A 23,326-nucleotide genomic window follows, 5' to 3' on the forward strand; every position below is an offset into this window, starting at 1 on the left:
CGGGGGGAAGGTCAGGGCGCGTGCGGCAACGGCACGCCGTAGAACGCGCGGAACAGCGCGATGCGATCGAGCAGCAGATCCTGGCGCGCCTGCAGGTGCGCCAGTTCGGCCTGTGCGGCCTGGATATCGCCTGCCAGGAGCTCGGGGCGGTCCTGCAGGCCCTGCGCCACGCGTTGCTGCAGGCGCGCCACGCGCTGGCGTTCGCGTTCCAGGTTGGTGCGTTCGCCGTGCTCGCGCTGCTGCAGCGCCGGCAACGCATCCAGCGCATCGGCCACCTCGCGGAACGCCGCTTCCACGGTCTTCTCGTAGTCGACCACCGCGCCGTCCTTGCGCAGCTGCGCGAGATCCAGGTTGGCGCGGTTGCGGCCGCCATCGAACAGCGGCAGCAGCAGTTGCGGCATGAAGCTCCAGGTGCGGCTGCCGGGCATGAACAGGCCGTTCAATGCCTCGCTGGCGGTGCCCAGCGAGGTGCTCAGGCGGATCGACGGAAAGAACGCGGCGCGCGCGGCGCCGATGTCGGCATTGCGCGCGCGCAGCTCGGCCTCGGCCTGGCGGACATCCGGGCGCTGCAACAGCAACTGCGAGTCGAGGTCGCGCCAGGCGTGGCCGTCGTCCTGCTCGGCGCGGGGCAGCAGATCCTGCAGGGTGCCGGCACCGTCGGGCGCGGTGTAGCCGGCGAGCAGTTGCAGGGCGCGGCGGGCGGCGGCGTGGTCGCTGCTAGCTTGCTGCGCGCGGGCCTGGGCCTGGTCGTCGTCGTGGCGTTGACGGTCCAGCGCATCGCGGGAAATCAGTCCGACCGCCTGCTGGCGCATGGCGATCGCCAGCAGTGCGGCGCTGCGTTCTGCGATGGTCTGCGCCTGCTGCTGGCTCTGCAGGGCGGCGCGTTCCAGCGTGTAGGCGCGCAGGACCTCGGCGATCAGCGCACCGCGTGCCGCCTGTCGACCATCCTCAGAGGCCAGGTAACGCTGCTGCGCGGCCGCCGACAGCGAGGCCAGCTTGCCAAACAGATCCAGTTCGAAGCCGTCCACGCCGACCGCGACAGTGCTCAGCTTCTGCCCGTAGCGCGCCTGCGTGGCCGCGTCGTCGTAGCTGCGGCGCGTGCCCTGGGCATCGAGGCCGAGCTGCGGCAGCTGCTGCGCGCGTTCGATGCGGTACTGCGCGCGCGCCTGCTGCACGGTCAGCACGGCATTGCGGAAGTCCGGGTCGTGGGCCAGCGCCTGCGCCAACAGCGGGGTCAGGTCGTGCTGTGGCGAGAACGCCTGCACGAACTGCTGTTCCTGCTCGGTGAGCGCATTGTCGCTACGGTTCGGGGCGGCAGCCTCGGTCGCAGTGGTCGCGCCCAGCGTGGGCGGCAGGGCCGCTTGCGGGCGCTGGTAGACCGGCGCCAGGGAGCAGCCACCCAGGACAAGCGCGAGCAGGCCGAGCAGGGCGCCGGTGCGGCGCGGGCGGAGCAGCGGGGACGGTAGAATCATGGCGGCGGTCGGGTGATCGAACTCGACTGCCAGCATGGGCGGGCATGTTCAAGCCGCCTTCTAGGAATCTTCAAGATTCCATCAAGACGCGAAATACAGGCACCAGGCAATGCACGCGAAGAAGATCCTGCTGGTCGAAGACGATGCCGACAGCGCCAGCATCCTCGAGGCCTACCTGCGCCGCGACGGCTTCGAGGTCACCATCGCCGAGGACGGGCAGAAGGCGGTGGCCGTGCATGCGCAGTGGAAGCCGGACCTGGTGCTGCTGGACGTGATGCTGCCGCGGCTCAGCGGCACCGAGGTGCTGTCCACGATCCGCCGCAGCAGCGACACGCCGGTGATCATGGTCACCGCGATGGGCGACGAGCCGGAGAAGCTCGGCGCGCTGCGCTACGGTGCCGACGACTACGTGGTCAAGCCGTACAGCCCCAAGGAAGTGGTGGCGCGGGTGTATGCGGTGCTGCGCCGCGCCGGGCCGGCGCGCGCCAGCGAGGAGCCGCTGCGCCACGAGCGGCTCACCGTGGACACGGCGGCGGTGCGCGCCACCGTGCGCAATGCCGATGGCCACGAGGTGGCGCTGGAACTGACCCCGACCGAGTTCAACATCCTGGCGACGCTGATGAAGACGCCGTTCAAGGCCTTCACCCGCAGCGAACTGCTGGAGATCTGCCTGCCCGACAGCGATGCGCTGGAGCGGGTGGTGGATGCGCACGTGCACAACCTGCGCAAGAAGCTGGAACACGAACAGGTCACCGGCCTGCTGGTGACGGTGCGCGCGATCGGCTACCGCTTCCGATGAACTGGGCCTGGTTCCGCCGCAGGCGCCACGTGCCGCTGTGGCAGTGGGTAGGCCTGCGCATGAGCGCGCTGGCGGTGCTGACCATCATCGCGATCGCGCTGGGCATGCTGCTGCGTTTCGCGATCTGGGATGCCTCCACGCTGAGCCGCCTGCCGCCGCAGGCGCGGCGGGAGATGCTGCAACTGCGCGAGGATCCGCACAGCAACGCGCGGCGCCTGTGGGAGTTGTTCGAGACCTACTACGACGTGGCCGATTTCCTGCCCGGGCTGGCCAGCCGCGACTGGCTGCTGCTGGCGGGCATGATCCTGGCGTCGATCCCGGTGATCGTGGTCTGCGGCCTGCTCGCCTCGCGGCCGCTGTCGCGGCAGTTCTCCAACGTGGCCGAGGCGGCGCGGCGGATCAGCGACGGCGATTTCGCCGCGCGTGCGCGGGTGGTACCCGGTGCACCGGACGAACTGGCCGGGCTGGCCATCGACTTCAACGGCATGAGCGCGCAGCTGCAGCAGTACGAACGCGAGCTGCGCGAGTCCAGCGCGATGCTGGCGCATGAACTGCGCACGCCGCTGAATGCGGCGATGGGCCGGGTGCAGGGCATGCTCGACCAGGTGTTCCCGAGCAGCGAAGAGCAGCTGCGCATGGTCCAGCGCCAACTGGAGCAGATCAATCGCCTGGTCGGCGACCTGCACCTGCTGTCGATGGCCCGCGCCAACCAGCTGATGCTGGAGCCGCAGCGCTTCGCGCTCGGCGCGCTGGTCCGCGAACGCCTGACCTGGGCCGCGCAGCCGCTGCAGGAGGCCGGCATGCAGGTGCAGGTGCGCATTCCCGAACAGTTGTACATCAGCGCCGACCGCGATCGCCTGGGCCAGGTACTGTTGGTGCTGATCGACAATGCGCTGCGCTACGCCGCGGCCGGTGGCGAACTGGCCCTGGAGGCGCAGGCCGATGCCGACGGTGTGATGATCCGCGTCGCCGACCGCGGTCCCGGTGTCGACGAGGAAGCGCTGGCGCGGATGGGCGACCGTTTCTGGCGTGCCGACGACTCGCGCGCACGCCATTCCGGCGGCAGCGGCCTCGGCCTGTCGATCGCCGCGGCCATCTGCCATGCGCACGGCGGCGCGCTGGAATTCACCAATCGCGAGGGCGGCGGGTTGTGCGCGCGGGTGCGTTTGCCGCCTGGTTTTCCAGGTGACGCCGGCCCGGGTGGAGGCAACGCGCCTGCGCCAAATCCGCGCAAACGGCAGGTTTGAGATCGGCGCTGCGGTAAAGTCACTGTACGAATAATGCGTTCAGGACTAGCTTCCACATGAGTACCGCATTGGACACCAACCGCCAGCGCCAAGCCATCCCAACAGGCAAGACTGCCGAAGAATGGCGAGCCATCGAGAACGCCGCCATCCAGGAGCTGCGGCGCCGGGCCGATGAGGCACATGCGACTGTGGTTGCGTTGCTGGATCGGCACAGCAGGGATTTCAGTGCGAAGCAGATGGCGCAGATACAGCGCCGGATGGGGAGGCGCTGAGGGGCTGACGCGAGGAGCACTGCCGCAGTTCGATTTTACATAAGATACATTATGCGAAATTACATGTTCGCCTGACACGGGCGCGCCTGTATTGGATCCGGCTAGAAACGCGTCAGCAGCTTCTCCGGTTCGTGTCCTTTGCTTGGACCGTACCCTACCTACCTGTTCGCTCTCAATTGATGAGCCTCTTTGGTCTCCTAGCACGCCCGATCTACCTTCGCATGTGCCCGATCTTCCCTGGCGCGCCCACGTTGGGTAAAAGCGCTGCTCGTCACGCTGCGCGCAATGAGAAGCCTGAGAAGTGGCGCTCGGAGCAGTTTGCGCTCGCAGCACAACCGCAACCGCGCTTAGCGGCAGGATTCCGGTAACGTCTCCAACAATCCGGTCACCGTCGGCATCTATGGTGACGCGATCGCCATGGCGATCTCCAACGCTCTGGATCCATCCAATCCGCCAACCATCATCGAAGCGACCGAAAGGTCTCTCGCACGTGATCAGCAAAAGCGGACGGATTTTCCATTGCAGCGAAATGCCCGCCCCGCTCCGCTTCTCCAAAGAAACGTAAATCCTCAAAGCGTCGCTTTGCCCATTGCCGGGAAATACGCACCTGTTCTCCTGGAAGCATGCTGATGCCCGTTGGCGTCCGCATCGCGTGCGAAGGCATCGCTGTCCCTATTTCATGCGCGGCTTCCCAATAAAACCGCGCGGAGCTTGGGCCTGCATTGGGGAGCCAGTACAACATGATGTCGTCGATGAGATGGTCCAATGTGACCACTTTTTCGGGTTCGCCGTTGCTTTGGGAGACGTCCTGAAAGAGCGCATAGATCCAGGCAGCCAAGCCGGTCGGAGAATCAGCCAAGCCGAAACTCACAGATTGCGGCCGCGTGCTTTGAAGCCGCATGTAGCCGGAAAATTCCGTGTAGTAGCGCTTGGCGTCATCGAGCATCCTCTGCTCAGCAGGCGTGGCGTTGGCGATCTCCTCTGCGCTCGGGTCGAACATCACCATGTTCAGATGGATGCCGACCAAGCCTGGCGGCTGCATAAATCCAAGTGCTGTCGTGATCGCACTGCCCCAGTCGCCACCCTGGGCACCCCACCGCTTGCCGTAGCCCAGCCGCTGCATCAACTGGACCCATGCCATCGCCGTTCGCCCTACTCCCCATCCGGTGGTGACGGGTTTCCCGGAGAAACCAAAGCCAGGCAACGACGGAATCACCAAATGAAAGGCGTCCGACGCTTTACCGCCATTGGCTACCGGGTCACTCAGTGCGCCGATGACCTCACGAAACTCAAGAATGGATCCCGGCCATCCATGCGTCAACAGCAATGGAAGCGCATCCGGTTCCGGGGAGCGCACATGAAGGAAATGGATATCCAATCCGTCAATGGTAGTGCGACTGCTGTTCCAGCCATTCAGAAGCTTCTCCGTTACGCGCCAGTCGTAGCCAGTCTGCCAGCGGTCGACCAGACGTCGAATGCGCTCGACTTGTGGGCCCTGGCTCTGGTCGCTCACCGTTTCCGCGCTGGGCCAGCGGGTTTGCCCCAGACGTTGCTGGAGGTCATCGAGTTCTGACTGTGAGACGTGGATCTGAAACGGTGCAATGGCGTCCGTCATTTTAGGCTCCCGATGCATACGTTCTGGTTAGGGTCCGACGATCGGTCTGCCAAGTTCGCACGCAGTAGCGATCGTTATCCAGCTAGGTCAAGGCGCCGGCGACGACAACCCGCGAATTCAGACCGGCGTTCGACACATCGTTCTCGCTTGACTCTTTTTGCGCCGAAACCCGCGGATGGCCAGTGCAATAGAAGAGACAAGCGCCCTGTCACATCGGCTGCGATGCAACGTGCAGCTCAGAGCTCGTGCAGAGAACAACTGAACGATATCGTTCAGTTGTTGAAAGCGCAAGCGCCGTGTAACTTTTCGCCGATGAAAGCTGCGAAGCAGAAATCCAAAGGCGGGAGGCCGTCGCTAGATAAGGCGGGCGATGTCGAGCGGCGCCTACTCGACGCGGCATTGCAACTTTTTCTGGAACGCGGCTTCGAGCACACCTCGTGTGAAGAAATTGCGCGATTGGCGGGCGCAGGAAAGGCAAGTCTTTATGCCCGCTATGCCAACAAAGACGCCATCTTCGAGGCGGTGATTCGCCGTGATGTCGAGACGCAGCCCGCGCCCGCCCCTGCCAGCGTCCCGATGGATCTGGAGGGGCGGCTAAGGCTCGCAGGTCAAGGAATACTCGCGCACGCCTTGCAACCCGAGACAGTGGCCATGATGCGTTTGGTCGTCGGCACGTCCATCCGAGCGCCGGCGCTTGCCGCTGAGGTCAACCGGATCGGTTGGGAGGGCGGGCTGCAGCGCGTCCGCGTGGCGATTCTCGATGGCCCGGATCAACCTGCCGACCCGTCCACCTTGGCACGCAACTTCGTCGACCTGGTCTTCGCCCCGCATCAACTTCGAGCGCTGCTGGGGGAAGACCCCGGCAACTTGGTCGACACTGCATCAGACCGCGTCGAGTGGGCACTTGGGCTTCTCAGAACTGCGGGTCAGCTAAAGACTGAGCGCCCTCGTTGACATGCCTTCCGGCTTAGCCCGCACTTTTTTCTCCCACGAAGAGTGGACGAACACCTGGGACACCACCCCTGCCTACGAGAGGCGATAAACTGCTGATCGTTGGCTCGGGCGGCCAGAAATACCATGCTACGCCCGGATCAAAATCGTCTGTCATAGACGATACAGACTGCCAGCACCGTTGGCCGGCGCCCGGTCAATGCAGTCGGCCATCGGCAACCCTTGCGACCATCCTGCCGCCATAGCGTGCGCGTCACGCAACGGATCGGACGCCTTGGCGCGCTCATTGCGAAGACGGCAGGTTTCGGTGTCTTGGGCGAAAAGGCCGCGCGCGAACAGTCTGCCCTGCTCTGCCAGCTTTGTGGTCTTGGGTCCGCGGATCGCGGTAAAGCGCGTTAATGCTTGAGCCAGCGCACCGTCTGCCTCTTCGAGGCACCGCGCCAGATGCCAGGCGTCTTCCAAGGCCTGACAGGCGCCCTGGCCCGAGGTCGGCAGCGGCGCGTGCGCCGCATCTCCGACGAGCAGCACATTTGCTCGGCTCCATGTGTGCAGCGGCTCGACGTCATGGACGGCGATCAGTTGGATGGTGTGCGCCGGCGTGGCCTCGATGAGGCGGGCGACAGGTTCGGGCCATCCTGCAAACAGATCCATCACCTCCTTGCGCAAATCCGCTGCTGGCGTCGCCTCGGGCAATGGCCGCGCCTGCGCGGCGGCCCAGTACACCAGATCTGTCCGGATCGGGACGCAACCGAAACGATCGCCAGACCCCCAGTAGTCCTGAATTGCGAGGTCGCTCACCAACGCGCCACTTCCCTGTGCAACGCCGATCCAGTTCACAAAGCCCTGGTAAATGGGCGTGTTGTCCCCTGCGACGAACCTGCGCGCCACCGAGTTCATGCGCCCATCCGCGCCGATAAGCAGGTCCGGGCGGATACGCTTCCCGTTCTCGAACCGCGCCACGGCCTTGTCGCCGGCATCCAGATCAATGGCTACCGCGCGATGCCCGAACTCCACCTGGATACCAGCGCGTGCCACGTGGTCCAGCAGCACCGCCTGCAAGTCCCGACGCAGGATCGTATGGGTCGGGTAGCCCATGAGTCGGTCCAGCAGCGTGATGTCCAGGCCTCCCAGCGAGTTACCTGCTGCGTCCTTGCGCTGCACTGACAACGGCCGGCCGCCCGCTGCCGCGACATCCTCCAATAACCCCAACTCTTGCAGCACAAAGCCAGCGTTGGGCCAAAGCGTCACGCCAGCACCCATGGTGGCCGGCCCGTTCCGACGTTCATAGACGTGGACCATGTGCCCCTGCTTGTGCAACGCGAGGGCCACGCTCAAGCCTGCGATGCCGCCACCCAGTATTCCGATCTCCATGCCGATGCATCCCGATTCGATTGGTCCAGGCGTGCCGTTGCAGGGCAGCCGTTGGACGGGAGTGCATCTCGGTCTCCACCAGTTACGCAAACTAGCATGCAAAAATGGCGGGCTTTCATACCTCAGGTGGGATAACGGTGCGCAGCAAGCTCGACCTGAATGCAGTTCGTGTCTACGTGGCCGTCGTCGACGAGCAGAGCTTTTCCGGCGCGAGTCGCCTGCTGGCCCTGCCGTCGTCGAACGTCAGCCGTCACGTCGCGGCACTGGAGCGCAGGCTCGGCGTTCGCTTGCTTGAACGCAGCACGCGCCACCTGCGCATGACGGAGGCCGGGAGGCTGGTTTACGAGCGCGCCAAACCGGTCCTCGACGCCTTGCTGTCCACGGAGGAGGAGCTCGGCACAGTACAGGGCGATTTGAAGGGGCCTCTCAGGATGTGCATGCCCAACGAAGCGCCCAGACTGCTCGCGCCTATCCTTGCCGAATTCTGCAGTCTTCATCCTGGCATTGAGTTGGAATGCGACACGCGCCTGACCGGCCTGGAAGTGCTGCGGGAAGACATGGACCTCTCCATCGTCTTCCATCGCGGACGTCAGGATGACAGTGCGTTCATTACCCGCGAACTGGCGACACTGCCCAGCATCGTGGTCGCGTCCCCCGCGCTGTTGGCCCGAACCGGAACGCCGCGCTACGTGCGCGAACTCAAGTCCTTGCCTTGCATCACCACCGTGAGCGCACTGAAGGGCCAGCCCTGGCAGTTTCTCGATCCTGCGGGCGAGATCGTGAAGGTGCCTGTGCGCAGCCGCTACCGCGTTAATAGCGGAGAGCTTGCTGTGGCCGGCGCGCGCCAGGGACTTGGCTTCGCGATCGTTGCAGCCCACCCGTGCCAGGACGATCTTGCCGCGGGCCGGTTGCAAGAAGTGCAACTGGATCTAAGCCCCGCACCGCTGCAATTGCTTGGCGCCTACAGTCACCGTCATTCGGTCACTGCTCGGGTTCGGGCGTTACTGGAGTTCATCCAGGTGCGGTTGCAAGGGTTCGGGGGCAAGTGAACGTAAGGCCCAACGCAACGACGTGGCATAGGAAACATTCCTAATCGCCGTTACTGATCCAACCCGTGTCCGGAAAGGAATAGCAGCCCCCTAATGCGGCACTAAGTCACGTCGCGAAATAGCGTCGATTGGGATGAAACGATACCTATCAACCACTGGCTTTGTACGAATACGTTGATGGTTCAAGCTTAAACAAAACCCCAGCAAGATCCATTTTTATTGAAAGACGCTCCTTGCCGAGACTTTCGCGCATGTCATCACAGAGGGTGCGGAAGGCAAGTATCTCTTGCTCTTGCTCCAACGTTCCGCCTTGCAACCAGAATTTTTGTAAGCTTTGGGCCACAGGAAGATCGGCCGTCAACAAAATTCGCGCCTTGGCGTCGTTGAGGTGAGCCAATTCTTCGACTTCATCCTTGATGCGTCCTGCGCGACGCGCGGTGAATAGAAGTGAAGTCGACTTTAGGAAGTCTACGTAGGCAGCCATCCTCATCGCTGCTAGTTCATCTTGGCGTGCGCGCTTTGCGGCAAATATGTGACCTAATGCGACGCCCAAAAGCGCTGAAACGCCGGAAAGCGCTGCCACTAGAAACGCTGAACCTTGCATAGGCGAGTCACCCTGAATTTAGCCGCGTCGCGAAGCGGCGCCAGTTGAACGATTGTTAGCCATAGCACACGCTACCGCAGTTAGCCCTTTCGCTGCAGCACTGCCGCGATTCCACCAGCCGCTGCAACTGAGCAACAGCCTTCAGCGACAGGATTCCGGCAACTTCTCCAGCAAGCCAGCCACCACCGGCGTCAGCCGGTTCGCGACCTCGGGCGGAATCGCGTCACCAGCCCCCTGCCCGGCTTCGCTACGGGCCTGCTCGCAAGCCTTGACGATCCGCGGGCGCATGCCGGACCAGAGCGCCCTGCACTGCCAACCGTCCCGACCCAACGGCAGCACCGCGTAGGCGATCGACTGGCATTCCTGCGCCGCGCGGTCGCCCAGCGGCTGACCGGCGTATTCGTGCGGCACGGTGTCCAGCGTCGGTTGGTAGTAGCTGTCGGGGAACGCTGCTGCGTAGCGTTCTGGGTCCAGTTGCAGCGGGATGCCGGTCGCCATCAGGTCGAGCGTGCGGCCGCACGGTGCCGCGGCGGCGATGCGCTGGATCGCCTGGTAGATCGGATGGTCCAGGTCGGGTTCGCGCGCCGTTACCTCGGACGTTGCGGCCAGCACCGGCAGGCGCGCGCGGTTGGCCATCTTCGCCAGTTCGCCGGCATGGGCAGGTGCGCAGCGTTCGCGGATGCTGGCCACGATCAGGAATGTGGCATCGCGCGCGAATGCGGCGTCGCTTTGCAGCAGTGTGGTGATGCGCTTGTCGGCTGCATCTTCGGACAATGGCGCGACATGGAATGCGGGCACAGTTGGCGGATGGGCCTCCGTGGTCGCAGCAGCACGTGGTGTCGGTACCCCATGCCCGTGACTGCGCAACGCGAACAGTACGCCTCCGGCAACGACGACCGCACAGGCGGTGATCGCGATCGCCAAAAGCATGGGCGACTTCAGGCGCACCGAGCCGCGCATTCAGCCCTGCACCGGAGTGATCGTGGCGTCCTCTGCCTCGTAGGTGGCATTGGCGATATCCGCCTTGAAGTCGGCCAGATGCAGCCGCCCCTGCAGGTGGAACGGGTCCCACAACTCGGGCACGTCGATCGGGGTGCGTAGCACCACGTGCAGGATCTGGTTCGGTGGCGGCGGTGGTACGTGGATGCAGGCGCCATAGAACGGAACGAACAGCAGTTCGCTGACCTTGCCCTCGTCGTCGCTTTCCAGCGGCACCACGTAGCCGTCCAGGGCGAAGCGTTTGCCTTCCAGCCCCTTCACCACTTGCGAGGAACCGAACTGCGCGGCGCGTTGGGTGCCGGAATGGTCGATCGGCATGCCGTTGACCACGGACGGGCCATCGTCGACCGGCGCCGCCTGATCCATCACCGCGGCGTCGCCGCGCCAGGCCGCGCTGATCCGCGGCGGTGGGCGCTGGTAGATGTCGTTGGCCGGCGCCAGTTGTTCCCAGCGTTCCACTGTGTCCGGGACGGCGTCGGCGGCTGCGGTCGCGTGCGTCGCTACCGGTGATGGTGTCGGCGTGGCGTCCGGCTGCTTCCCGCCGTCACCGTGACAGGCCGCCAGCAGGCATAGCACCGCAACCAGCGGGAAATGGCGATCAGCCCTTTTCATAGGGATGCAGGCTGGCCTGCTCCATCGTGTAGGCGGTGCCGGCGAGTTCGCCGTGGAGGGTTTCGGCGCGCAGTTGGCCGGTCAGGTAGAACGGGCTGTACATGTCCGGCGGGTCGATCGGGGTGTCCAGGCGCACATGCACGATCTGGTTCGGCGGCGGTGGCGGCACGTGGATGCAGGCGCCGTAGTACGGCACGAACAGGAACTCGCGCACGCGGCCGGCATCGTCGCTGTCCAGCGGCACCACATAGCCCGGCAGGCGCACTTTGCGCGCCAGCACGGCGGCCACGGTGTTGTAGGTGCCGGTCTGCGGCATCGCACGCTTGCCGGTGTGGTTGACCGGCGCCTCATCGCTGTTTTCCAGCGCCTTCAGCTCGGCCGGTGGCAGCATCGCGCTCCAGTCCAGCTCGCGATAGCCGTCGGCGTCGGGCTCGCCCAGCGGCGGGTTGATCGCTGCATCGCTAGCCGGCATTGGCTGCGTCGCCGCTGTTGCCTGCGCTTTTTTCGGAGCGGCGGGTTGCGGCTGCCGGCCGCAGCCGCACAGCACCGCGATCGCCAGTATGGAAAGGATCCAGCGCGTCATGCTCACAGCTCCGGCGACAGGCCATCGGCCAGGGTGCGGCGATAGGCCAGCAGGGCCGGCACGATGCCGGCGAGCACGCCGGCCAGCAGCACGCAGCCGAGCCAGCCCCACTCCGCGGCGCTAGGCGCGATGCGGTTGAGCGCCAGTCCGAAATGATCGAGCACCCAGCCACGCGCCAGCCAGCTGGCTGCGGTCACCACCAACAGCGCCAGCGTGCACGACACCACGGTGACCAGCCCGGCCTCGAACAACAGCAGCCAGGCGATGTCGCGCGGCCGTGCGCCGACCGCGCGCAGGATCGCCATCTCGCGCCGGCGCTCCTGCAGCGTGGCCACCAGCAACGCGACCATCGACACCAGGCCGAGCAGCACTACCAGCGAGGCGATCATGCGCAAGGCACCTTCGGCGGTGCCCAGCGTGCCCCAGAGCTGCTGCAGGGTGACGCCCGGCATGATCGCCAGCATCGCTTCTTCCGGGTACTCGTTGATCCGCCGCTGCACCGAGAAGGTGGCGATGCGGGTCTTCAGGCCGAGCATGAAGGCGGTGATGGTGGCCGGGGTCAGGTCCATCGCCCGCGCCTGCGCCGCGCTGACGTGCTGGCCCGGCAGGCGCACGCCGGAATGCCAGTCGATATGGATCGCTTCGATCGCCTGCAGCGACACCAGCACGCTGGAGTCCACCGGCGTGCCGGTGCGGCGCAGGATGCCGACGATCCGGAACGGCTTGTCGGCATGGGTGGCCAGGCTGATGCGTCCGGTGCCGTGGGTCAGCACGATCTCGTCGCCCAGGTGGCGGCCGAGCGCGGCGGCGACGTCGGCGCCGATCACCGCATCGTAGAGGTCGTCGAATGCCCTGCCCTGCGCGAACGCCAGGGGATGCTTGGCGCCGTAGTGATAGTGCTCGAAGAATCCGGTGCTGGTGCCGACCACGCGGTAGCCGCGGTAGGAATCGCCCAGCGACAGCGGTACCGCCCATTTCACCTCGGGCATCGCGCTCAGGTCCTGGTAGCTCTTCCAGGAGACGTTATTGGTGGCGTCGCCGATATGGAACACCGAGTACAGCAACAGGTTGACCGGGCCCGAGCGCGCGCCGACGATCAGGTCGGTGCCCGACACTGTGCTGGCGAAACCCTCGTGTGCCTGCGTGCGGATCCGCTCCACGCCCAGCAGCAGCGTCACGCTCAGGGTGATCACCAGCACGGTCAACGCCACGCCCAGGCGCCGGCTGCGCAGGCTGGCCAGGGCAAGCTTCAATAGGGTCATTGCGCGCCTCCGGTGCTGGCGCGGTTGAGCGTGGCCAGGTCGGCCTGAGCGTCGAACAGCGGTGCGATCGACGGATCATGGCTGACCACGATCGAACTGGTGCCGCCTTGCCGGCACTCGGCGAACAGCAGTTGCAGGAAGGCCTGCGCCGCCAACGGGTCGAGCGCGGAGGTGGGCTCGTCGGCGAGCAGCAACGGTGGCCGCGCGATCAACGCGCGCGCCGCGGCCACGCGTTGCTGCTGGCCGACGCTGAGGCGGGCGGCCGGGCGCGACCACAGCGCCGCCACGTCCAGACCCAGCGCGACCATCAGCCGCTCGATCTCCGTGTCCAGCGCCGGTGTGCCTGGTGCCAGCCGGCCGCGGCGCGCGGAGAACTGCAGGCCCAGGGCGATGTTGTCGCGGGTGCTGAGGAACGGCAGCAAGTTGAACTGCTGGAACACCACGCCGCAGTGGTCGGCGCGGAAACGGTCGCGTGCGGCCTTGCGCAACGCCGCCAGGTCCTGCCCGGCGACGCGCACGCAGCCGGCGGTAGGCTGCAGCACGCCGGCAATCAACGCCAGCAAGGTGCTCTTGCCCGATCCGCTGGCGCCGCGCAGCAACAGCTGTTGCCCACGCGGCAGCGCGAACGATGCGATGTCCAGCACCGGGGCGGCGCCACCGGGATAGCCGAAGCGCGCCTCGGTCAGTTCGACGACGGGCTGCTGGTTCATTCCGGCAATTTCACCCGGGTTTGCCCGGGCACGACCTCGGTGCGGCCCTGCCCGGCCGCGGTGGCGACATCTACCACCGCCGTGTGCAGCCCCGGGAAACGCTGTGGCAGCAACACCTGCAGGTGATCGAGTCGCGTCGGCTGGGCGCAGTTGAATGCGTAGTGGGCATGGAATTCTGCATGGCTGTGGCCAGGCTCGTCCGGATCGGCCATCGCCACGTCGTAGCCCTCGGTGGTGACCTGCGCACTGCGCAGCGAACAGGCCGCCGCGACCGGGAACTGCAACCAGCCCGCACCGCGCAGGGTGGCGACCGCAGCTTCCAGCCGCTGGCGCTCGCCGGCATCGCGCGCCGGGTGTTCGAAATCGAGGATGCCGATGCCCGGCGCGCTGAGCTGCACGTCGACGGCCGTGCCATCCACGGCCACTTCCAGGTTGGCCTGGCCGTGCACATGCGGGCCGTGGTGGCGGATCGCAGCGGCGGCGGGCGAACTGGCGAAGAGGAGCAACAGGATCAGGGGAATGCCAGGTCGCATAAGGTGCGCATCGGTTGAGTTACACTATAACATTAGTGAACAATCGATCGCGAGCGCAAGCCTGCCGTTGCCGTCAGTCAGCCGCGGTTCGCATCCGGCCACCATCGACGTGCGTCGCACGGGGGCTGTGCCGCGGTGGGTGCCGAACTTCAGGGATCTTCATGTCTTCTTCCATCATTCCCGATAGCTACACCGCGTGGCGCCACTGCATCGAGGTCGACTGCGGCCTGCGATTGGAGCCTGCCTATATCGCGCAACGTATCGCTGCGCTCAACGACCCCACTGACCATCACACCCAGCAGTTCGTGCGCTGCTGGGGCGAGCCGCATCGCCAGCAGGTGCTGCGGTGGTTTGCGCAGGCGCAGGCTGCATTCGCCGATGGTCGCGTTTGAACCCTCTCGCATGGCGCGACGCGGTCGCGGGTGCCGTTGGACCGAGATGCGTTTCTTCTGCAACCGCTGCTCGGCCGGGCGTGTCGGTCGCGGCGTAGCCCTGCATGGCAACGTCCTGATCCAATGCGGGCAGTGAGTCGTCAAGCGATGGAGGTCGGCCCCGACCGGCGCGCGCATCGGCGGCGCGCTCTACCCTGACCCGCTGACCCGCTGACGCGCCTGGACAGGGCCGCGCCAAGCTATCCGGAACCCATCGGCACCGGGGCATCTCACTGACACGTGCGTTGCAGCAACGGGCTGCCAAGCTACGACGGCTGCCGGTAGCATGCACGCGCATCGCCACCCGGCGTCCACTTCCCAAGCTCCCGCAAGGACACCCAACGTGCCTCTCGCTTCCATCGCCAGCGCGCATCGCGCACGCCGTTTCCTGTCCGCCGCCATGGTCTGCCTGCTGCTGTCGGCAGCCACCGGTGCCGAGGCCCGGCCGCAGCCCTCGCAGTTCCAGATCGTCGAGAGCGTGCCCGAGGCCAGCGTCTACGGCGAACCCGGGGTGCCGCGCACCCAGCAGACCTGGCTGGCGATGATCAACGGGGCCAAACAGCGTATCGACATCGCCGCGTTCTACATCTCCGAGAAGCCCGGTACCGGACTGACGCCGGTACTGGACGCGCTGGCCGCCCGCGCCCGGGCCGGGGTGGCGGTGCACCTGCTGGTCGACCACACCTTCCTGGCCAAGAACCCGGACAGCGTCGCCTGGCTGGGCAAGGTGCCGGGTATCACCGTGCGGGTGCTGCCGGTCGATACGCTGACCGGCGGCGTGCTGCACGCCAAGTACATGATCGTCGACGATGCCAGCGTGTTCGTCGGCAGCCAGAACTGGGACTGGCGGGCGCTGGAGCAGATCCACGAGATCGGGGCGCGCATCGACGATGCACGCTTCGCCAGGACCTTCGCCGCCAGCTTCGACTACAGCTGGCGCCTGGCCGACGAGGGCGATCTGGCCAAGGCGCAGGCGCGTGGCGTGCTGCCGCCGGACTTCGTTCCGGTCACCGCCACCGATCCGGTGCTGCTGGAAGCCGGCAGCGACGCGCCGCTGATCGCCTACCCCGCCTTCAGCCCGCCGGCGCTGCAGCCGGCGTGGGTCAGCGCCGAGGAGCCGGCGTTGGTCGAGATGATCCGCGCCAGCCAGCATGCGCTGCGCATCCAGGTGATGACGCTCTCGGCGATCCGCAGCTTCGGCCCCAAGGGCTGGTGGGCGCCGGTCGACAGCGCCATCCGCGATGCCGCCGCGCGCAGCGTGCAGGTGCACATCATCGTCGCCGACTGGGCGCTGCGCGAACCGATGCAGGCGTATCTGAAGAGCCTGGCCGCGCTGCCGAACATCACGGTGAAGTTCAGCCGTCTGCCGCCGGCGCCGCAGGGCTTCATTCCCTACGCGCGGGTCGAGCACGCCAAGTACGCGGTGGCCGACGACCGCAGCAGCGTGATCGGCACCGGCAACTGGGAATGGAGCTACTTCAACACCGCGGTGGATGCTTCGGTGTTCGTCAAGGGCAAGGGCCCGGCCGAAACGCTGACGCGGATCTTCGACCGTGACTGGAACGGTCCCTACGTGACGACGCTGCAGCCCGGCCAGAACTACGAGGCGCCGCGTACCGAGTAGCCTCCGCTGTCGCGCTGGCGGCATGCCCTTTCAGGGTTGGGCACCCCCGGCCACGCGTATCGGCTACAGGGCGCAACCGAGACCGAAATGCACGATCGCTGCGAGGGTGGTGCTGCAACGTCGTGCCGCAGCCATCCCCACGAAGCCTTAACCACCGCGGCCTATGCTAGCCCCGCGCTGGAAGACGGCCGCTGTGCCAGGCATTGCCGCATGCGTGGCGACAAACGCCTCCGGCTGCGTAAGGATACCCAACAACAAGGAGACGCCATGAAGAAGCTGTACGCACTCGTGTTCGCAGGAAGCTTGCTGGGCCTCGCCTCGCCGGCCTTCGCCGAGGTCGCCAATCTCACCAACAGCGCGGACGGTGCCAACCGCGAAGCCGGCATCGCCGCGGTCAAGAAGAAGTTGCAGGAGGCCTGCACGTCGCGCAAGGGCACGCCGGATCCCAACTCGTTCGAGGTGGTGTTCGAAAAGACCAGCCAGAATCCGGACGTCCCCAAGCCGTACTACGTGGATGGAAAGATGAAGTGCGACATCCCGCAGGGGTGAGTTGGACGTCAGGTGGACTTACACCACCTGAGTTTGAATGCGAACGAGGCCTCGCTTGCGGGGTCCTCGTTTTTTGTGAGTGTGCCGAGCACGCACGCTCCGTCAGCTGCCAATGAAAATCGACGGCAGTTCCACCGATGGTCTGCAACGCAAGTAATTGCGATCACGGTCCAGGGCCTGCTCCCAGCCGTTGCCCACTTTGCGGATCACGCGCCCCTCCGAGCAGGAAACACCGGCGGCACGGGCTTCGGCAGTGCCCAGTGCAGGAATATCGAGCTGGATCCGGGATGCCCTCGGTCGGCCGAAGGTATGGGCCAGGTTCTCCTGCATGGAGAAGTCCACGTGTTCGCAATAGGCATGCGTCCAGGGCCGCGGATCGTTTGCCAGCAGCTTGCGGCAATCCAGGCGTGGAATCGGGGCGACGTTGCGCTGCGGGTTCACACGCTCGATGCCCCGCCCGATCGCGGAACGCGTTTGCGCGGATGCGGTCACCGAGACGGCGATAAGGAGCAGCCCTGCAGCTACCCGTTGAATGACGTCCATGCTCTCCCCCTGTGCGCAGAGCTTAGCGACGCCCAGCCCATGGCGCTTAGACAAAACCGCGCGCAGCACGCTTAGACCGGCGCATCGGGCTGGCGGCTGGAAACGACAGCGCCCCGGTTCGCCAGCGCACCGCCGCGGTCGCTCAGGACGCGCGATCGGCCAACAGCAGCGGGGCCACAGTCCCGCGTTGCACCATCACGCACTGGTCGGCGATCGCCGTCAGGCCGAGCCGATGCGACACCACCACAAGAGCGGTCTGCGGCAAGCGGCGCCGCAGCGTCCTCAGGACCTGTTGTTCGGCGATGGCGTCGAGAGCGCTGGTGGCTTCGTCGAGCAAGGCCACGCGCGGTTGCCGCAGCAGCACCTGGGCCAGCAGCAGCCGCTGCAGTTCACCCCCCGACAGGCGCGCGCCGGCGCCGTGCGCGGCGGTGTCCAGGCCGGCGCCGCCCTGCAGACGTGCGGCCAGGCCGACGTCGCGCAGGGCCTCCCACATCGCCGCCTCGCTCGCGCTCGGCGCCGCCCAGGCCAGGCAGTGCCGCACGGTGTGCTGCCAGGGCCGCACGCCCTGGGCGACGTAGGCCAAGGGCTGTAGCGCGGCACGATAGCCGGCGAAGTCGAGCGCGCGGCCGTCGCAGTGGGCGACGAACTGCGGGGGCGCGACCATGCCGGCCAGCGCATCCATCAGGCTGCTCTTGCCGACCCCGGACGGGCCACTGATCAGGGTCAGCGTGCCCGGCGCCAGGACCAGATCGGTCAAGGCGACGGCGGCCAGCGGCGGTGCCAGGCCGATGCGTTCGATCTGGATGGCCGCTGGCGCCGCCGTTTCGGTCGCTGTACTAGGCTGCGCTACCACCGTGGTTGACGGCCCCGGCGCCGGTGCTGGCGTGCCAAGCGCTACATAGCGCTGCCATAGCTCCAGCGCCGGTGCCGCCGAGCGCAGTTGCTGCACGCTCTGCCGGGTCGAAACCAGGTACGGCAGCAGCCGCCCCAGCAGCAGGCCGACGGTGATCAGCGCACCGCGATCGATACCGTGCCACATCCCGGCCAGCAGCATGATCGCGGCGACGGCCGCCACCGCCGCCAGTTCCAGCCATAGGCGGCCGGACGCGACCAGCGCCTGCTGCCGCGCGTAGCCATGGGCGAGCCGACCGGCGATCGCCTCGTAGGCTTCCTGCTCGCGTGCCTCGCGCGCGAACGAACGCACGTGGCGCAGGCGCCGCGGAAAATCCTCGCTGAGCCAGAACAGCCGGGTCATGTCGGCAACGTACTGGCGGCTGACCCGGGCCTGTTCGTGGGCGGCGATGCGGAAGGCGAGCAGGCCCAGCGCCAGCAGTGGCGGCAGTGCCAGCACCAGCATGGGCGAGACCAGGAATGCCGCGGCCAGGCTCACCGCCGCGGTGATCGCCGCCACCAGCAGCTGCAGTAGCGCGCTGAAGCCCTGCACCACGATCTCGACGTTGTAGGTGAGCAGGTTGGCGATTTCCGCCGAGCTGGCATCGGCCAGGGCCGGCAGCGGCGCCTGCAGCAGCCGCGCATGCACCTGCCGGCGCAGGTCCAGCGCGTGACGGCTGGCCAGGTCCGCGGCCAGTCGCGTCGCCCACCAGCGCAGCAGGGCGAAGCCGCTGCTGGCGGCGACGAACAGCAGGGTCTGCGCGAGGAAGCCGCTCGGCAATGGCAAGGCGTGCCCGGCCAGGGTCAGTACATGGCTGGGTTGCACCAGCGGCACCAACGCGACCGCGGCGAGCGCGCCGGCCAGCGCGCCGAGCAGCGACAGCAGCACGTACCAGGCGATGCGAAGCCGCTCGCCGCGACCGAGTACGGCAATGAAGGCACGCAGCAGGTGCGAGGCTGGATCCGGTCGCGTGCTCATCGTCGGGTGTCTGCGCCGTGGACCATGAACACCTTGCCTAGCCGACACTCCGGGACGCCGGCGATGCGCATCGCCGGCACCATCACCATGTGCGAGGACTCAGCCCAGCAGCGTCTGCAGCGCATCGACCGAGGCCTCCGGATGGGTGCCGCGCTGCAGTTCGTAGACGCCCAGCCGCTGCAGCTGACGGGCGAACAACGGCCATTGCGGCTGGCCCGCGGCATAGGGCTGGTCCGCGGCCAGGCGCGCCGCCACGTCCGCGTCGGGCAGCGGCTGCAGCAGGCGCTGCGGATCGGCCGCCACGGTGGCCGAGACGAACACGGCCGCGGCCAGCCGCAATGGCGCCTGTGCCAGGCGCCAGTCGCCCTGGCGGATGTCGACCTCGTGCTTGAGCGCACCGCTGCGGCGGCGGATCATCGGCGCCGCCGCGATCCAGGCGTGGGTCTGCGGGTCGAGCAGGCGCAGCAATTCCGGCCGCAGGTGCAGGAAGTTGCCGATGCCGGTGGCGAGCAGGTACTGCGGCGCGACGAACAGGGCATCCTCGGCGAGGAACTCCAGCCCGCGCAACAGGCTGTGCAGGGCCAGGGTCGACTTGCCGGCGCCGCTGCCGCCGAGCAGCAGCACGCCGCGGCCATCGTGGCCGACGCAGGCGCCGTGCAGCGGCACCAGGCGCATGCCGCGCGCGGCGAGGACGAACACGGCGAACTCGATCAGTTCGTAACGCACGTGGTAGGCGTGCGCGAGCATGTCCTCGGACACCACCACCAGCGCCCTGCCCTGCTCGGGCACCAGCACCACGTAGTTGTGCGCATCGATCACCCCGCTCAACACGCCGGCACCGGAATGGGTCTGCACCGGCGGCGGTTCCAACGCCAGCGCGTAGGGCGCCTCGCCGCGGTTCACCAGGGTCAGCTCGATACGGAACGCAGCGCTCTCCGGCAGGCGATGCGCCGGCACCGCGCCGAATGCGGCCTCCACCAAGGCCAGCAGGGCCGGACTGTTGCTTTCGAAGTGGAAGCGGCCGCCGAGCAGTTGCTTGCTGAGCGTGTGCGGTCGCCGCAACCGGGTGTGGAACGGATCGCAGGCGCCGCTCGCGGCGACGACAGGCGCGGCGTGGTCGCTTGTCTCCACGTCCAGAACACGCACGGTCGATCGCTGCATCGGAGAAGAGTCGCTTGAGTGGATGCAGCGTGGGTGCGCTGGTCGCGGCCAAAGGTTGCGCCGGCGCCGCCCACGCAGCGCGCAACCAAACGACGCAGCCCCGGCACCTACCGCCACGGCCACCTGCGCGCGGCCATCGCTGCATGCGCCTTCTCCCCCACGGCGCCGAACGAGACCTTTCGCCGATGCTCAAGATCCAGGTCAGCCACTCCTACTTCCTGCGCTACGACCCCAAGCAATGGGAGCGTGGCAAGCCGTATCCGCCGCTGGCCACGCTGCAGGTGGCGGCACTGCTGCGCCAGCACGGACACCAACTGACGCTGTTCGACGCGATGCTCGCCGAGGGTGTGGAAGACTACGACCACGCCGTTCGCACGCAGCGGCCCGACCTGGTGGTGTTCTACGAGGACAACTTCAACTTCCTCACCAAGATGTGCCTGAGCCGGATGCGCGAGGCCGCGTGCCGGATGATCGCCGAGGCGCGCGCCGGCGGCAGTCGGGTGATCGTCGCCGGCTCCGACGCGTCGGATCACCCGGAGGCATTCCTCGCCGCCGGTGCCGACGCGGTGTTGATCGGCGAAGGCATCGCGGCGTTGCTGGAACTGGTGGCGCGCCTGCAGGCGGAACCGGACATCGACCCGGCGCGCTGGGTGGCCGGCATCGCCGAGGTGGCCAGCGCGGTGTTGCCGCAACTCAAGCGCGCGCAGATCGGTGCGCGGCCTCCGGATCCGCGGCTGTCGGTGACGGCGGCCTGGGACCTGCTGGACATCGCCCGCTACCGTGCGTTCTGGCAGCAGCGGCACGGCCATTTCAGCCTGAACATGGCTGCGTCGCGCGGCTGCCCGTTCCGCTGCAACTGGTGCGCCAAGCCGATCTGGGGCAATCACTACAAACGCCGCGAGGCGCAGGACGTGGCCGCGGAGATGACCCAGCTCAAGCGCAGCTTCGCGCCCGACCATGTGTGGATGGCCGACGACATCTTCGGCTTCCACGTCGACTGGGTGGAGGACTTCGCCGACGCGTTGGCTGCCGCCGACGGCGCGGTGCCCTTCACCATCCAGACCCGTGCCGACCTGTGCAGCGAGCGCATGACCGCCGCGCTGGCGCGGGCCGGTTGCCGCGAGGCCTGGATCGGCGCGGAGAGCGGCAGCCAGCGCATCCTCGACAAGATGACCAAGGGCACCGACGTGGACGGCGTGATCGCCGCGCGCCAGCGCCTCGGCGCGCAGGGCATCCGCGTCGGCTTCTTCCTGCAATTGGGCTACCTGGACGAGCAACTGGACGACATCCTCGCCACCCGCCGACTGGTGGCGCAGGCGCGGCCGGACGACATCGGCGTCAGCGTGTCCTATCCCCTGCCCGGCACCGTGTTCTACCAGCAGGTCAAGGACCAGCTCGGGCGCAAGACGCATTGGCAGGACAGCGACGACCTGGCGATGATGTTCCGCGGCGCCTACGACTCGGCGTTCTACCGCCAGGTGCGCGACCTGCTGCACCGGCAGGTGGACCTGCAATGCCGTGAGGATGCGCGCCCGGCGCCGACGCATGCGCAGGACTGGGTGGCGCTGGACGCCGACTGGGCGGCGTTGATCGCGCGCGAGGCGCAGCATCGGACCGAGGCGCCACCAGCGCCGACGGCCAAGGCGGTCGCCGCCGGTGGCAGCCGCCGCATCCCGCTGGTGCAGCGCTCATGAGCGACGTGGCGACGCCATCGAATCCGGCCGTGGCGGCCGACCCGCCGGCGGCGGTCCCCACGGCGACGCCGGCACACCTGCCGCTGCGGCGCATCGGTCGTGGCCTGCGCCTGGCCACCGAAACCTTGGCGCACGAGCTGGCGCGCCCGGGTGCGCCGATGCCGGCCTGGAGCGGCCTGCACTGGCAACTGGCCGCGGCGGCGGCGGTCGCGCACGGCGTGGCGACGCTGCTGAGCCAGCGCTCGCAGTGGCCCGACCAGCCGTGGCGCGCGTTCCTGGACGGGCAACGCGAGCACGTGGCGCATCGCTACCAGCGCATCGCCGCACTGTTGCAGCGGATCGATGCCCTGGCGCAGACCGCCGGCCTGGCGATCGTGCCGCTGAAAGGCGCGGCGCTGCATGCGCAAGGCCTGTATCGCCCGGGCGACCGCCCGATGGCCGACATCGACCTGCTGGTGCGCCCAGAGGACGCCGAGCGTGCCGCGGCGCTGCTCGGTGCACTGGGCTACGTGGCCGAGTTCGTGCAATGGAAGCACCAGACCTTCCGCCCGGCACAGGCGCAGGCCGTGCCGGCGCTGGGCGAGCACCGCGACACCCCGATCAACATCGAACTGCACGTGCGCATCCAGGAGCGCCTGCCGCTGCGCACGGTCGACCTCGGCGAACGGATCCTGCCGCGCGACGGCAAGCCTGGCTTGAATCCCTACCCCAGCAACGGCGCGCTGATGAGCCACCTGCTGCTGCATGCGGCCGGCGGGCTGTGCAGCCGCAGCCTGCGGCTGATGCACCTGCACGACCTGGCCCTGCTCGCCCCGCGCATGCGCGCCAGCGACTGGCAGGTGCTGACCGGCGCCGATGCCTGGTGGGCATGGTCGCCCTTGCGGCTGATGTTGCGTTACTACCGCGCGGCGATCCCGTCGGCGGTGCTCAAGCAACTGCGCGCGCAATGCCCGCCGCTGCTGCGGCTGCGCACGCGCGGGCTGGACCTGACCGCGGCGTCGTGCTCGCAACTGTGGCTACCGGCACTGCCGGGCATCGAGTGGGCGCGTTCGGGCCGCGAGGTGCTGGGCTATCTGCGCCAGCGCCTGCAGCCCTCTGCGGAAAGCCGGCAGGAACGCGCCGAGATGATCCGCACCCAACTGTGGTTGCAGGGCCAGGACTGGGTACGACTGCCGCAGCGTCGCCGCGTGCTGCAGCGGCTGCTGCGTCCGGTGCCGCGGATGGACACGCTGTACGTGGTGCGGACCGCACTGCAGGGCTATGCGCCTTCGTCGGATTGACGCACGCCCTCATCGAGCGCGCAGTAAAAGACCGTCGTAGGAGCGGCTTCAGCCGCGACAGCCATTGTGGCGGCGCATGTCGCGGCTGAAGCCGC

Annotated in this window: 23 protein-coding genes; 10 read left to right on the forward strand and 13 right to left on the reverse strand. The window is 67.3% G+C overall.

The window, feature by feature from the left end; translation table 11 throughout:
- Positions 1-11: 11 nt before the first annotated feature.
- Positions 12-1,508: an efflux transporter outer membrane subunit gene (locus QN245_RS10255; protein ID WP_425612932.1), complete on the reverse strand. Its 1,497-nt coding sequence runs from the start codon at positions 1,506-1,508 to the stop codon at positions 12-14.
- Between the two features lie 73 nt (positions 1,509-1,581).
- Between QN245_RS10255 and QN245_RS10260 the strand changes: the two genes are divergently transcribed.
- From QN245_RS10260 to QN245_RS10270, 3 genes are read left to right on the forward strand one after another with little or no spacing between them, the layout of a single operon-like run.
- Positions 1,582-2,271: a response regulator gene (locus QN245_RS10260; RefSeq protein ID WP_160968007.1), complete on the forward strand. Its 690-nt coding sequence runs from the start codon at positions 1,582-1,584 to the stop codon at positions 2,269-2,271.
- Entirely contained in the window at positions 2,268-3,518 is a 1,251-nt protein-coding gene (locus QN245_RS10265; RefSeq protein ID WP_317845235.1) for a sensor histidine kinase, read from the forward strand. Before QN245_RS10260 ends, QN245_RS10265 begins: the two co-directional genes overlap by 4 nt.
- 56 nt (positions 3,519-3,574) lie before the next feature.
- Positions 3,575-3,790 carry a hypothetical protein gene (locus QN245_RS10270; protein WP_160968009.1) on the forward strand — a complete coding sequence of 72 codons (216 nt, stop codon included), beginning with the start codon at positions 3,575-3,577 and terminating at the stop codon, positions 3,788-3,790.
- A 460-nt stretch (positions 3,791-4,250) separates the two neighbouring features.
- Here QN245_RS10270 and QN245_RS10275 read toward each other — a convergent pair whose 3' ends face one another.
- Positions 4,251-5,405: an epoxide hydrolase family protein gene (locus tag QN245_RS10275; RefSeq protein WP_317845236.1), complete on the reverse strand. Its 1,155-nt coding sequence runs from the start codon at positions 5,403-5,405 to the stop codon at positions 4,251-4,253.
- Positions 5,406-5,717: 312 nt separating this feature from the next.
- On the opposite strand from QN245_RS10275, the gene QN245_RS10280 reads away from it, so the two are divergent.
- Complete coding sequence (locus tag QN245_RS10280) at positions 5,718-6,359, forward strand: TetR/AcrR family transcriptional regulator (RefSeq protein ID WP_317845349.1); 642 nt, start codon at positions 5,718-5,720, stop codon at positions 6,357-6,359.
- A 150-nt stretch (positions 6,360-6,509) separates the two neighbouring features.
- Here the strand turns inward: QN245_RS10280 and QN245_RS10285 are convergent, their stop codons facing one another.
- The gene (locus QN245_RS10285) at positions 6,510-7,727 is read right to left on the reverse strand and encodes an FAD-dependent monooxygenase (RefSeq protein ID WP_317845237.1); all 1,218 of its coding nucleotides are present in this window, start codon (positions 7,725-7,727) and stop codon (positions 6,510-6,512) included.
- Between the two features lie 137 nt (positions 7,728-7,864).
- Here QN245_RS10285 and QN245_RS10290 point away from each other — a divergent pair, with 137 nt between their 5' ends.
- Positions 7,865-8,776: a LysR family transcriptional regulator gene (locus tag QN245_RS10290; RefSeq protein WP_317845238.1), complete on the forward strand. Its 912-nt coding sequence runs from the start codon at positions 7,865-7,867 to the stop codon at positions 8,774-8,776.
- Between the two features lie 148 nt (positions 8,777-8,924).
- On the opposite strand, the gene QN245_RS10295 is transcribed toward QN245_RS10290, so the two are convergent.
- The 7 genes from QN245_RS10295 to QN245_RS10325 form a co-directional block, all read right to left on the reverse strand.
- Entirely contained in the window at positions 8,925-9,359 is a 435-nt protein-coding gene (locus QN245_RS10295) for a hypothetical protein (RefSeq protein WP_184447917.1), read from the reverse strand.
- Positions 9,360-9,521: 162 nt separating this feature from the next.
- Positions 9,522-10,310, reverse strand: coding sequence for a hypothetical protein (locus QN245_RS10300; RefSeq protein ID WP_317845239.1), 789 nt, complete (start codon positions 10,308-10,310; stop codon positions 9,522-9,524).
- A 30-nt stretch (positions 10,311-10,340) separates the two neighbouring features.
- Complete coding sequence (locus tag QN245_RS10305) at positions 10,341-10,991, reverse strand: DUF3299 domain-containing protein (protein WP_317845240.1); 651 nt, start codon at positions 10,989-10,991, stop codon at positions 10,341-10,343.
- The gene (locus QN245_RS10310; protein WP_317845241.1) at positions 10,978-11,574 is read right to left on the reverse strand and encodes a DUF3299 domain-containing protein; all 597 of its coding nucleotides are present in this window, start codon (positions 11,572-11,574) and stop codon (positions 10,978-10,980) included. Before QN245_RS10310 ends, QN245_RS10305 begins: the two co-directional genes overlap by 14 nt.
- 2 nt (positions 11,575-11,576) lie before the next feature.
- Complete coding sequence (locus QN245_RS10315) at positions 11,577-12,836, reverse strand: ABC transporter permease (protein ID WP_317845242.1); 1,260 nt, start codon at positions 12,834-12,836, stop codon at positions 11,577-11,579.
- Entirely contained in the window at positions 12,833-13,546 is a 714-nt protein-coding gene (locus QN245_RS10320) for an ABC transporter ATP-binding protein (RefSeq protein WP_317845243.1), read from the reverse strand. Before QN245_RS10320 ends, QN245_RS10315 begins: the two co-directional genes overlap by 4 nt.
- Complete coding sequence (locus QN245_RS10325) at positions 13,543-14,052, reverse strand: ZrgA family zinc uptake protein (RefSeq protein WP_317845244.1); 510 nt, start codon at positions 14,050-14,052, stop codon at positions 13,543-13,545. The genes QN245_RS10320 and QN245_RS10325 overlap by 4 nt, the downstream gene beginning before the upstream one ends.
- 188 nt (positions 14,053-14,240) lie before the next feature.
- Between QN245_RS10325 and QN245_RS10330 the strand changes: the two genes are divergently transcribed.
- The 3 genes from QN245_RS10330 (at position 14,241) to QN245_RS10340 (ending at position 16,683) form a co-directional block, all read left to right on the forward strand.
- A complete protein-coding gene (locus QN245_RS10330) occupies positions 14,241-14,471 on the forward strand; it encodes a hypothetical protein (protein WP_317845245.1) in 231 nt (76 codons plus the stop codon).
- Between the two features lie 382 nt (positions 14,472-14,853).
- Positions 14,854-16,134 (forward strand): phospholipase D-like domain-containing protein, encoded by a 1,281-nt coding sequence (locus QN245_RS10335; protein WP_317845246.1) that lies wholly within the window; start codon positions 14,854-14,856, stop codon positions 16,132-16,134.
- Between the two features lie 267 nt (positions 16,135-16,401).
- Positions 16,402-16,683 (forward strand): hypothetical protein, encoded by a 282-nt coding sequence (locus QN245_RS10340; protein ID WP_184447922.1) that lies wholly within the window; start codon positions 16,402-16,404, stop codon positions 16,681-16,683.
- Positions 16,684-16,785: 102 nt separating this feature from the next.
- Here the strand turns inward: QN245_RS10340 and QN245_RS10345 are convergent, their stop codons facing one another.
- From QN245_RS10345 to QN245_RS10355, 3 genes are all read right to left on the reverse strand, one after another.
- Complete coding sequence (locus QN245_RS10345) at positions 16,786-17,226, reverse strand: hypothetical protein (RefSeq protein ID WP_317845247.1); 441 nt, start codon at positions 17,224-17,226, stop codon at positions 16,786-16,788.
- Between the two features lie 142 nt (positions 17,227-17,368).
- On the reverse strand, positions 17,369-19,096 hold the full coding sequence (locus QN245_RS10350; RefSeq protein WP_317845248.1) for an ABC transporter ATP-binding protein: 1,728 nt from the start codon (positions 19,094-19,096) through the stop codon (positions 17,369-17,371).
- A 99-nt stretch (positions 19,097-19,195) separates the two neighbouring features.
- Positions 19,196-20,257 (reverse strand): phosphoenolpyruvate carboxykinase (ATP), encoded by a 1,062-nt coding sequence (locus QN245_RS10355; RefSeq protein WP_317845249.1) that lies wholly within the window; start codon positions 20,255-20,257, stop codon positions 19,196-19,198.
- A gap of 185 nt (positions 20,258-20,442) precedes the next feature.
- On the opposite strand from QN245_RS10355, the gene QN245_RS10360 reads away from it, so the two are divergent.
- Both QN245_RS10360 and QN245_RS10365 read left to right on the forward strand, forming a co-directional pair.
- The gene (locus QN245_RS10360) at positions 20,443-21,951 is read left to right on the forward strand and encodes a B12-binding domain-containing radical SAM protein (protein WP_160968043.1); all 1,509 of its coding nucleotides are present in this window, start codon (positions 20,443-20,445) and stop codon (positions 21,949-21,951) included.
- Positions 21,948-23,231, forward strand: a complete 1,284-nt coding sequence (locus QN245_RS10365; RefSeq protein ID WP_317845250.1) for a nucleotidyltransferase family protein — start codon at positions 21,948-21,950, stop codon at positions 23,229-23,231. Before QN245_RS10360 ends, QN245_RS10365 begins: the two co-directional genes overlap by 4 nt.
- Positions 23,232-23,326 lie beyond the last annotated feature (95 nt).

The sequence above is a fragment of the Xanthomonas rydalmerensis genome (genome assembly GCF_033170385.1).
In the GTDB taxonomy this organism is placed as follows: domain Bacteria; phylum Pseudomonadota; class Gammaproteobacteria; order Xanthomonadales; family Xanthomonadaceae; genus Xanthomonas_A; species Xanthomonas_A rydalmerensis.